General features: G+C 62.2%; 11 protein-coding genes. 3 read left to right on the top strand and 8 right to left on the bottom strand.

The window, feature by feature from the left end; genetic code table 11:
• Positions 1 to 72 precede the first annotated feature (72 nt).
• Together HSS18214_RS0116650 and fabV are read right to left on the bottom strand one after the other, a co-directional pair.
• Positions 73 to 288: a hypothetical protein gene (locus HSS18214_RS0116650; RefSeq protein ID WP_016916408.1), complete on the bottom strand. Its 216-nt coding sequence runs from the start codon at positions 286 to 288 to the stop codon at positions 73 to 75.
• A 62-nt stretch (positions 289 to 350) separates the two neighbouring features.
• Positions 351 to 1556 (bottom strand): enoyl-ACP reductase FabV, encoded by a 1206-nt coding sequence (gene fabV / locus HSS18214_RS0116645; RefSeq protein WP_026002006.1) that lies wholly within the window; start codon positions 1554 to 1556, stop codon positions 351 to 353.
• A 160-nt stretch (positions 1557 to 1716) separates the two neighbouring features.
• On the opposite strand from fabV, the gene HSS18214_RS0116640 reads away from it, so the two are divergent.
• A complete protein-coding gene (locus HSS18214_RS0116640) occupies positions 1717 to 2100 on the top strand; it encodes a DUF7079 family protein (RefSeq protein ID WP_016916406.1) in 384 nt (127 codons plus the stop codon).
• 5 nt (positions 2101 to 2105) lie between these two features.
• On the opposite strand, the gene HSS18214_RS0116635 is transcribed toward HSS18214_RS0116640, so the two are convergent.
• Together HSS18214_RS0116635 and HSS18214_RS0116630 are read right to left on the bottom strand one after the other, a co-directional pair.
• On the bottom strand, positions 2106 to 2591 hold the full coding sequence (locus tag HSS18214_RS0116635; RefSeq protein WP_016916405.1) for a glutathione peroxidase: 486 nt from the start codon (positions 2589 to 2591) through the stop codon (positions 2106 to 2108).
• Between the two features lie 101 nt (positions 2592 to 2692).
• Positions 2693 to 3310 (bottom strand): LysE family translocator, encoded by a 618-nt coding sequence (locus tag HSS18214_RS0116630; RefSeq protein WP_016916404.1) that lies wholly within the window; start codon positions 3308 to 3310, stop codon positions 2693 to 2695.
• Between the two features lie 238 nt (positions 3311 to 3548).
• Here HSS18214_RS0116630 and HSS18214_RS0116625 point away from each other — a divergent pair, with 238 nt between their 5' ends.
• A complete protein-coding gene (locus tag HSS18214_RS0116625) occupies positions 3549 to 4280 on the top strand; it encodes a YebC/PmpR family DNA-binding transcriptional regulator (protein WP_016916403.1) in 732 nt (243 codons plus the stop codon).
• Positions 4281 to 4284: 4 nt separating this feature from the next.
• Here the strand turns inward: HSS18214_RS0116625 and HSS18214_RS0116620 are convergent, their stop codons facing one another.
• The 3 genes from HSS18214_RS0116620 to HSS18214_RS0116610 are packed head-to-tail and all read right to left on the bottom strand — an operon-like array spanning position 4285 to position 7048.
• Positions 4285 to 5046, bottom strand: a complete 762-nt coding sequence (locus tag HSS18214_RS0116620; RefSeq protein WP_016916402.1) for a hypothetical protein — start codon at positions 5044 to 5046, stop codon at positions 4285 to 4287.
• Complete coding sequence (locus tag HSS18214_RS0116615; protein WP_016916401.1) at positions 5043 to 5873, bottom strand: mechanosensitive ion channel family protein; 831 nt, start codon at positions 5871 to 5873, stop codon at positions 5043 to 5045. Before HSS18214_RS0116615 ends, HSS18214_RS0116620 begins: the two co-directional genes overlap by 4 nt.
• Positions 5874 to 5881: 8 nt before the next feature.
• Positions 5882 to 7048 (bottom strand): hypothetical protein, encoded by a 1167-nt coding sequence (locus tag HSS18214_RS0116610; protein WP_016916400.1) that lies wholly within the window; start codon positions 7046 to 7048, stop codon positions 5882 to 5884.
• 137 nt (positions 7049 to 7185) lie between these two features.
• Here HSS18214_RS0116610 and HSS18214_RS0116605 point away from each other — a divergent pair, with 137 nt between their 5' ends.
• On the top strand, positions 7186 to 7449 hold the full coding sequence (locus tag HSS18214_RS0116605) for a hypothetical protein (protein WP_016916399.1): 264 nt from the start codon (positions 7186 to 7188) through the stop codon (positions 7447 to 7449).
• Between the two features lie 156 nt (positions 7450 to 7605).
• On the opposite strand, the gene HSS18214_RS0116600 is transcribed toward HSS18214_RS0116605, so the two are convergent.
• A complete protein-coding gene (locus HSS18214_RS0116600; protein ID WP_016916398.1) occupies positions 7606 to 8613 on the bottom strand; it encodes a zinc-dependent alcohol dehydrogenase family protein in 1008 nt (335 codons plus the stop codon).
• Positions 8614 to 8645: the final 32 nt, after the last annotated feature.

Genomic DNA, 8645 nt, shown 5'->3' with positions numbered 1-8645 from the left:
GTACGAGGTTTTTCGCGATGTTCGATAAATGCAAATTGCCGGGCCACTGGCCCGGCAAACGAAGGTGCTGCGTCAACCGCCGCTGTTGCCCATACCAAGGATGACAAAGGCCGCCACCACCAGGCCCAGGCCAATGATCACCACGGGCAGCAGCTTGTGCATGCCACTGGGGGGCTTCTTGGCCTCCGGCTGTTTATGCGGCGCCGCCTTGTCGAAATCTTCGGGCAACCGCTGGTTCAGTACGTGCTCTTTCTCTTCTTCCGGGGTCTTGCTCTCTCTGGTATCCATACGCCACCTCTTCCTGACCGGTTAGATGAAACAGCGCGGCGCTCACTCCGTCGCCCCAAGCGTTACAAGGTTACGACATCGAACGCCACATCGGGGTTCACATCGGCATCGTAGTCCACATCGTCACGTTCGAAGCCAAACAGCTTCAGGAACTCATGCTTGTAACCAGCATAGTCGGTAATGTCGAACAGGTTCTCGGTGGTGACGTTTGGCCACAGGTCCTGACAGGCTTTTTGAACGTCGTCACGCAGCTCCCAGTCGTCCAGACGCAGACGGCCCTGCTCGTCGGTGGCCATCTCACCGGGCTGGCCTGAGTAGAGGCGCTCGCCGAACAGACGGTTCAACTGGTCGATGGTGCCTTCGTGCAGGCCCTGCTCTTTCATGATGCGGTACACCATGGCGATGTACAGCGGCATCACCGGAATCGCCGCGCTGGCCTGGGTAACGACGGATTTCAGCACCGCCACGTTGGCACCGCCGCCGCTCTCTTGCAGCTTGGCATCGATGGCCGCCGCTGCGCGGTCCAGGTCTTCCTTGGCTTTCCCCAGGGCACCGTGCCAGTAGATTGGCCAGGTGATTTCGGTGCCGATATAGCTGAACGCCACGCTGCGGGCACCCTTGGCCAGCACGCCTGCATCTGCCAGAGCGCTCATCCACAGCTCCCAATCTTCGCCGCCCATCACGGTGATGGTGTCGTCGATCTCTTGCTGCGTCGCCGGCTCCACCTCGGCTTCGATGATCACGTCCTTGTTGGTATCGATGGCCGTGGCGCGGTAGGTTTCACCGATGGGCTTCAGGCTGGAGCGCTTGAGCTCGCCGGTATCGGGCATCTTGCGCACCGGCGAGGCCAGCGAGTAAACCACCAGGTCGATCTCGCCCATGTCCTGCTTGATCAGCTCGATGGCCTTCTCGCGAGCTTCATGGGAGAACGCATCGCCGTTGATGGACTTGCTGTACAGCCCTTCCTGCTTGGCAAACTTGTCGAAGGCCGCGCTGTTGTACCAGCCCGCCGTGCCGGGCTTCTTCTCGCTGCCGGGCTTTTCGAAGAACACGCCCAGGGTGTCGGCACCGTAGCCGAAGGCCGCCGTGATACGCGCCGCCAGGCCGTAGCCGCTGGAAGCCCCGATCACCAGCACTTTCTTCGGGCCCTGGTGCTTGTCCAAACCACGGGCGCGGGTCGCTTCGATCTGTTCGAGAACGTTCTGTTCGCAGCCTTTAGGATGAGTAGTGGTGCAGATAAAGCCCCGAACTTTCGGTTTAATGATCACATTGGACCCCTTCATCGGATGAGTATCATCGGAGCACCCTCGTGCTCACTTGCCAGTAGGCGCTATTCTAGCGGGCCAGGCGCGCCCTGTCCGCTCTTGAGGTTATGGGGGATTCACGGCAGGATAACGCCCTGCCCACTCCTTGCCGATGAGAACCGTGATGAATGCACAGCAGCTAGTCGATGAACGCGGCGACCTTTGGTTGGCGCTCGCCCCGCTTTGGCTGGACCGCGAACCCACCGAACGCGACTACGCCCGCATGATCGAGGTCATCGAACAGCACGGGCTATCGCTCAAGGAGCTCGAGTGGGTGTTCCGTATCGAGCTGGCCCCGGTGATGTCACGCCATCAGCTGTCGGTGGCCAGCGAGTGGCGCAAGTTCGATGACTACAAGCTGATGAAGCAGCTGGTCAATCACAATCTGCGCCTGAAAGGCTGGCGGCGCAAAACCTGGGCGCTGTTTTCGAGCCTGACCACCATGATGGTACGCCACCGCTGGAACGACCTGATGCAGCGGCTGATGGTCAGCCGGGGCGAGCTCTAACCCCTTCACGCCTTGTCCAGCGCCGCCTCCACGGCCAGGCGCAGGCGTGGGCCATGGTCTCGTGGGCCAAAACGCGCCAGCACTTGCCCGTCTCTGGCAACCAGAAATTTGGTGAAGTTCCACTTGATGGCCCGCGTGCCCAGCACGCCTGGCGCTCCCTGCTTGAGCAACGTAAAGAGCGGATGCGCATTGCCTCCGTTGACGTTCACCTTCTCCATGAGCGGAAAGCTGACCCCGAACTGCTGCTCCCCGAAGGTGCAGAATGCTTCGGCGCTTTCGGGCGACTGCCGCCCAAACTGGTTGCAGGGAAAGCCCAGCACGGTAAAGCCACGGTCACGGTAGCGTTGGTAAAGGCTTTCCAGCTCCTTGAGCTGGGGCGTAAAGCCACACTGGCTGGCGACGTTGACCACCAACAGCACCTGACCGCGCAGCGCACGCAGATTGAAGGGCTGGCCCTGATGGGTGTAGCAATCCTGTTCGTAAATGCTCATCACACACCCTCTTGCTATCGTCTGACGCTACCTTGCCACGAGGCGGCCTGCCAGCACCAGCCCGGCGGCTCACGCCTGCGCGAATTTTCCACCATGGCTGCTTATAGCAGTGGCCCCGCCACGACCCTCAGCGCCAGCGCGATCAGCAGCACACCGGTAACACGGTTGACCCAGTGGGCGTGGCGCTGCAGCCAGGGCAACACTCGCGAGTGCGATAGCCCCACGGCCACCAGCACGTACCAGCCGCCATCGATGACCATCGCCGTAGCCACGATGATGCCCTTGGCCAACGGGCTCATATCCGGCGTCACGAACTGACTGAGCAGGGCCACGAAAAAGATGATCAGCTTGGGATTGCCCAGAGCCACCAGCACCGCTTCTCGGGCCGCCTGGCCTGGCGTGGTGACCACCGCATTGGCTGCCAGCGAGCTGGCGCGCCCGGCCCGCAAGGCTTTGATCCCCAGCCACGCCAGGTAGGCGGCCCCACCCCAGGTGATCAGCTGAAAAACCTCGGGGTGGCGTACCACCAGCGCGCCCAGCCCCAGCACGGTCAACAGGGCATAAAAACCCACGCCCAGGGCATGGAACACCGCCGCGGTCACGCCGGGCAGCCGCCCGCCCCCCAAAGTGTGGCGCAGTACCAGCGCAAGGCTTGGCCCCGGGGACATGGCCCCCATGGCACAGATGGCGGCCAGCGATAACCAGAGCGTCAGCGGCATGCGTTTCTCCATGAGTCCAGCGGTTGATCAGCGCACCAGTATACGCCAGCTCAAGCGCAGTCGGGTGGCTGCCTGGGCTGCGCGTCGTGGAATCCTTCCCCGGCCTTGAATACGGCCTTAAATAACGCTGTTAGCATGGTACGCTGTTGGGTAAAATTTTCCTTTTTCAGAACGTTCGGCAACGCCGATCAATGACGCCTGCCGTGCAGGCAGTTCATGGTTAATAAAGGACTTCAATATGGGTAGGGCGTTTCAGAACCGTAAGGAATCCATGGCCAAGACGGCCGCTGCGAAAACCAAGGTGTACAGCAAGTACGGGCGTGAAATCTACGTCTGCGCCAAAGCAGGGGGCACCGACCCCAATGGCAACCTTGCGCTGCGCGGCCTGATGGAGCGTGCCAAGAAAGATCAGGTGCCATCCCACGTCATCGACAAGGCCCTCGACAAGGCCAGCGGTGCCGGAGGCGAGGACTTCTCGCCCGCTCGTTACGAGGGCTTCGGCCCCGGCAATGCCATGGTCATCGTCGACTGCCTCACCGACAACCCCAACCGCACCTTTGGCGATGTGCGCGGCTGCTTTACCAAGACCAAGAGCAAGATCGGCACGCCGGGCAGTGTGAGCCACATGTTCGATCACTGCGCGATCTTCTCGTTTACCGGTGGCGATGAAGAAGCCGTGCTGGAAGCGTTGATGGAAGCCGACGTGGACGTCACCGACATCGAGCAGGAAGACGGTCGTATCACGGTATTTGCTCCGAACACCGATTACGCCAAGGCCAAGCAGGCACTGCTGGACGCCTTTGGCGAGATCGACTTCGAAGTGGATGAAATCCAGTTCCTGCCACAGAATACCACGCCGGTGGAAGGTGACGACGCCGCCATGTTCGAAAAGCTGCTGAACATGCTCAACGAGCTGGACGACGTGCAGAACGTCTTTCACAGCGCCGAACTGCCGGAAGAGAACGCCTGAGCGGCTAGCCCTTCAGCGCATCATCAGGAACGAAAATCCACCCTTCGGCCGTCGGCATCTCCGCTGGCGGCCAGGCAACCTGCTGGGGCGCATGCTCCAGTGCCCAGGCCAGCAACGCACACTGCCATGCATCGTGCATGTCCTGCTGGCGGGGGGTGGGCTGGTGCAGCACCGCCTGCCATTGGGCCGGGATCACGCAGCGCTGGCGCAAAGCGGCAAAGCCCTTGGAGCGTTTGGCGGGGGATGGATACCCCTCCACGACAGTCAGCTCCCCCTGCTCGCTCTGCCACTGACCGCACGCCACGCTATGCGGCGCAAAACGCGCCAGCACGTGCATGCCTTTGGTGGCCTGGCTGCCAATCATGTCTTTGATGGGCGATAGCGGCGTGACGCCACGTTCGAACAGCCAACGCTCGGTGTGTCGGTAGAGATAGGGATTTTCCTGAGAGCGGCCCAGTGCCGCGACGGCTTCCCCTCTGGCCAGGGCCAGCAGTGCCTGCGGCAGCGCCAGTGGTGTATCCACCGCCATGAAGACCCGTTCACCACCGTCCGCCATGTGCTGGCAGAGCCCCAACAGGCGCGTGATCAGATCACCAGGCGAGGCGGCGTCATTGAGCGTCTCGCGCAGATTGCCCCGCCAGGGCGCTCCCACCAGGGTCAGTGACGCATCGAGTACCACCAGCGCATCTCGGCTGGCCGGGTTATGGTCGCAATTCCAGCCGCCCACGTCCCAGCCGATGTAGAGCTTCTCGTCCTGCGCCTTCATGTCCGCCCCGCGCTCTGGGCATCCATCAACATCTCAGGGGGCAGTAGCGCGGGACGAATACCGGCATCGCTCAGAATCGCCTTGCCGCGTACCGTCAAATCGGTCACGAACAGGAACTGCTGACGCGGGTCGACGGGATAAGCACGAATGCGATAGTGCGTTCCCCAGGGTTTCTCCTCGGCCACGACGATGATGGGCTTGTCGAACGTCAGATAGGCGCTGGTCAACGCCACGTCGCGCAGCGCCTGGCGCACCCAGCCGCCTTCGTGCTCGGGGTGCAGGTAGAAGCTGGCCACACACTGGAGGCTGGCGCCGCCATTGTTGGCGTTGTAGATGGCCGAATCCCAAAGCTTCAAGTGCGGCACGGCCACCAGATCATCGTCCGGCGTTTGAATCTCTACCGTACGCATCCCCACATGCTTGACCTCTCCGTAGGTGCCTTCGATATTGACCCAATCTCCGGGCCGATAGGGCAGCTCGACGGCAGAGACCACGCCCGCAATCAGGCTGCTGACATACTCCTTCAGGGCAAAACCGATGGCCAGGCCTATGGCCCCCAACAGCGTCACCATGTTGCGTAAAGAGGGCTCGATGACGATGGGCACCGCAACGGCCAGGACCGTGATCAGGATCAGCAGACGCGTCAGTGGCACCAGCGCAAAAACCCGAAACCTGATCGGGCCATGCAACCGATTGGCCAGCCAGTTGAGCCCCCGCTGGCTGGCAATGATCAGCACGATGGCACCTGCCAGCAGCAGCCCCAGCGTGATGAAGGCTTCGCTGTCGAGTTCGTTAAACAGGCGGGCATACTGTTCGTGATCGTCCATGGGGGCTCCTAAAGGGGGTCTACCAGGTAGTGTCTCGATTCCAGCAGTTGCCGAACGCTGGCGTAGCTCAAGGGTGCTACCTGCCACCGCCCCTGATGGCAGTGCAGCATGCCGCGACTGGCCAGCGCGAACCGAACGCTCACTATCTCGTGTTCCGAGAAAGGCAGCACGTGGGCCAACGCCTGATCCTCCAGCCCCCCATGGATCAACAGGGTGTGCAGCAGCAGGGTGGCCAGATCGCCGGTGTCGGCGGGGAGCTCCGCATCCGCCAGCGTATCCAGCAGCCATAGCGATGTTTCGCCATGATCGGAACGGTTGCCCGAGTGAGCGCGGGCGTCCTCGGCCGGTTCACGCAGGCGCTCACGCCAATAGTGCCAGGCAATTCCCAGGTGGCCGCGACTATGGGCCGCCAACTGCTGGAGCTCCTTGAACACGCCCTTTTGTTTGGGGGAGTCCTCCAGCACGGGCTGGCGAGTACGGGTGCTGTAAACGGGCGGGCACTGGCCTGCAGCCTGGGAAAAATAGTCCGCCAGCTGTGCGCCTTCTAGCCCTTGCAGCGCCAACACGGGAACCCCTTCCAGCCCAACGGCCTGCTTCAGAAAGGCGTAACTCCAGCTATCACACCCCAACACGCCCTGCCCCAGCCGCCCGCCCTGGGCACGCTCCACCAGCGCGCGCACGCCCTGCAAACCGTAGGCATGACGCAGGAAATGCCGCTCCAGCGCCGGAATGGCCCAGCGCTTTGCCGGGGCAGCCGCCGTTACCCACGCCAGCTCTCCAGCCATGCGCTCGGCAAAGGTAGGCACCTCCAGGCACTCGATGCCGTGCTGGCCCGCCCAGTGGCCAACGATATCCGCATGCCCACCGTGGGGAGGCGACACGAACAGCACCAGCGGTGCCTCTTGATAGGCGGCCAGCGCCCGATGCAAGCTCATCGCGGCAGGCGTCCAATCCACCGGAGGCGCCCAGTGGGCGAGTTTCACTTCCGGCAAGGCGCGCAGCTCGCTCTCCAGTGCCGCCTGACGCCTGTCGGCACGGTTTCCCAGCATCCAGGCAGTGGCCACGCGCCAACTGCGCTTCCACTGGCTGGCCTGGGTATGCTGCGGTGTTTGAAAGGCTTCCAGTTCCACTACTTCCCACGGAGCTGGCGCTGCCTTCGTCGGGCCTTGATCCATATCGCGCCTCGCGCCGGTAAAGTAGATCAAGATTAGCATGCCCCACGTACGACCACGCAGATAGCCGAACTTATCGTCTAGAATAAAGTCGTTAGGATAAGGCCAATACATTGATGAGCGATGCGCAGGAGGCAACGATGAGCGTGGTTGACGTCACCAGGGAAGAACTACACGAGAAGCTTGCGAAGTGCATTGCTGGGGAGCGGGTGCTGATCGAACAGGACGGTAATCGGTTCAGCGCGCGCATACAGCACGTGGGTATGACGGGGGTCAAAGTGATCCCGGAGACCTTCATCAAGAACAGCACCGGTGACCCCGGGGATATAGATGGTGTCACCGTGCCCTACGATGATATCTGGGAGCTCGAGGTCAAGGGCGTGGTATTCAGCTGCAAAGCGTAGCGAGCCCGTTCAGCGTCATTCCCTTTTCGCTGGTATGAAACACAACGCCCGCCACCAACGCCCGCCATAGTGGCGGGCGTTGTGCTTGTCGCTATCTGACACGGGCTCGATCTGCTCGGGTTCGATCACTTTGCCTTCGATCAAGCGGTCACCCGATCAATAGCTGAGGCAGATTTTACCGAAGTGCTTGCCAGACTCCTGATGACGAAACGCGTCCGCGATATCGGCCAGCGCAAACTCCCGGTCGATCACCGGCTTCAGATTGGCTGCCTCGATCGCCTTGATCATCTCCATCTGATGGCGGCGGCTGCCCACGATCAGCCCCTGCAAACGTGCCTGCTTGGCCATCAGCTTTGCCGTGGGCACCTCGCCTTCACGGCCGGTCAGCACGCCGATCAGCGAAATGTGCCCGCCGATTTTCACGGCGTCGATGGATTGCGGCAAGGTGCCCGGCCCACCGACTTCTACCACGTGATCGACCCCTTCACCGTGGGTCAACTCCAGCACGCGCTTGCCCCACTCCGGCGTGTCACGGTAGTTGATGGTGTGCTCGGCGCCCAGTTCACGCAGGCGCTCCAGCTTGGCATCGGACGACGAGGTAGCGATGACTCGGGCACCCATCAGCCTGGCAAACTGCAGAGCAAAGATGGAGACGCCACCGGTGCCCAGCACCAGCACGCTATCGCCCGCTTTCAGCCCGCCGTCTACCACCAGTGAGCGCCAGGCGGTCAACCCCGCCGTGGTCAGCGTGGCGGACTCGGCATGGCTGTAACCCTTCGGCTGGTGGGTGAACCAGTTGGCCGGACGCACCACCTGTTCACGGGCATAGCCATCGACGCCGTCGCCGGGTGTGGTGGCAAAATCGCCTACCCGAGCGGGGCCTTCCAGCCAATCGGGGAAGAACGTCGAGACCACTGCATCACCGACGGCAAACTCCTCTACTCCCTCGCCCACGGCCTCCACGACCCCGGCCCCATCCGACATGGGGATACGGCCATCAGCGGCAGGAATCATCCCCGCCACCACGGCATAGTCATGGAAGTTCAGCGAGCTGGCGTGCAGGCGCACCTTGATCTCGCCGGGGCCGGGCTCGCCGGGCGCAGCGAGGTCGACGACATCGAGGTGGTCCAGCCCACCGGGGGCGCGTAGCTGTATGGCTTGCATCACTATCTCCTTTGCATGCGCCAAAAATAGGC

Source organism: Vreelandella stevensii S18214, assembly GCF_000275725.1.
Lineage (GTDB): Bacteria > Pseudomonadota > Gammaproteobacteria > Pseudomonadales > Halomonadaceae > Vreelandella > Vreelandella stevensii.
Note: the sequence above shows the minus strand (reverse complement) of the source record. Positions and strands in the feature narration are given on the sequence as shown.